1 protein-coding gene is annotated in these 1,709 nt (G+C 66.9%); it reads left to right on the top strand.

Annotation, left to right across the window (positions count from 1 at the left end; all coding sequences use genetic code 11):
• Positions 1–1,709 (top strand): carbon starvation CstA family protein (locus NJF35_RS24490; RefSeq protein ID WP_225790962.1); only part of this gene is annotated, 1,709 nt, incomplete at both ends.

Here is a 1,709-nt window from a genome sequence, read left to right as displayed (position 1 = left end):
CTCAACAACGATGGCCTGGACTACGTCCCGACCAACAAGCACATCCTCTTCGGCCACCACTTCGCCGCCATCGCCGGCGCCGGCCCCCTGGTCGGTCCGGTGCTCGCCGCGCAGATGGGCTACCTGCCCGGCACGCTCTGGCTGATCGCCGGCGTGGTGCTGGCTGGCGCCGTGCAGGACTTCATGGTCCTGTTCCTGTCCACCCGCCGCAACGGCCGTTCGCTGGGCGACATGGTCCGCGAGGAAATGGGCCGGATTCCGGGCACCATCGCCCTGTTCGGCTGCTTCCTGATCATGATCATCATCCTCGCGGTGCTGGCGCTGATCGTGGTCAAGGCCCTGGCCGAGAGCCCGTGGGGCATGTTCACGGTGATGGCGACCATCCCGATCGCGATGTTCATGGGCATCTACATGCGCTACATCCGCCCGGGCCGCATCGGCGAGATCTCGATCATCGGCGTGGTCCTGCTGTTGCTGTCGATCTGGCTGGGCGGCCAGGTGGCCGCCGATCCGGTCTGGGGCAAGGCGTTCACCTTCACCGGCGTGCAGATCACCTGGATGCTGGTCGGCTACGGTTTCGTCGCCGCCGTGCTGCCGGTCTGGCTGGTGCTGGCGCCGCGTGACTACCTGTCGACCTTCCTCAAGATCGGCACCATCGTCGGCCTGGCCATCGGTATCCTGATCATCGCGCCGGAGCTGAAGATGCCGGCTCTGACCCAGTTCACCGACGGTACCGGCCCGGTCTGGAAGGGCACCCTGTTCCCGTTCCTGTTCATCACCATCGCCTGTGGCGCGGTGTCCGGCTTCCACGCGCTGATCTCCTCGGGGACCACGCCCAAGCTGCTGGACAACGAAGTCAACGCCCGCTACATCGGCTACGGCGGCATGCTGATGGAGTCGTTCGTCGCCATCATGGCCATGGTCGCCGCCTCGGTGATCGAGCCGGGCGTGTACTTCGCCATGAACAGCCCGGCCGCGGTGGTCGGTGCCGACGTCGTGTCGGTGGCGCAGACCGTCAGCAGTTGGGGCTTCACCATCACCCCCGAGCAGCTCGAGGCGACCGCCCGCGACATCGGCGAGCACACCGTCCTGGCCCGTGCCGGCGGTGCGCCGACCCTGGCCGTGGGGATCGCGCAGATCCTCCACCAGGTGCTGCCGGGCGAGAACACCATGGCCTTCTGGTACCACTTCGCGATCCTGTTCGAGGCACTGTTCATCCTCACCGCGGTGGACGCCGGTACCCGCGCCGGGCGCTTCATGCTGCAGGACCTGCTGGGCAGCTTCATCCCGGCGCTCAAGCGCACCGAGTCGTGGGGCGCCAACCTGATCGGCACCGCCGGCTGCGTGGCCCTGTGGGGCTACCTGCTGTACCAGGGCGTGATCGACCCGCTGGGCGGCATCAATACCCTGTGGCCGCTGTTCGGCATCTCCAACCAGATGCTGGCCGGTATCGCCCTGATGCTCGGCACCGTGGTGCTGATCAAGATGAAGCGCCAGCGCTATGTCTGGGTCACCCTGCTGCCGGCCGTGTGGCTGCTGATCTGCACCACCACCGCGGGCCTGATCAAGCTGTTCGACCCGAACCCGGCGGTGGGCTTCCTGGCCCTGGCCAACAAGTACAGCACTGCGCTGGACGCCGGCCAGGTACTGGCGCCGGCCAAGGACCTGGCGCAGATGCAGCACGTGGTGTTCAATGCCTACACCAACGC

The organism is Pseudomonas guariconensis (assembly GCF_024127895.1).
In the GTDB taxonomy this organism is placed as follows: Bacteria; Pseudomonadota; Gammaproteobacteria; order Pseudomonadales; family Pseudomonadaceae; genus Aquipseudomonas; species Aquipseudomonas guariconensis_B.
This window is presented reverse-complemented; position numbering and strand designations above follow the sequence as displayed.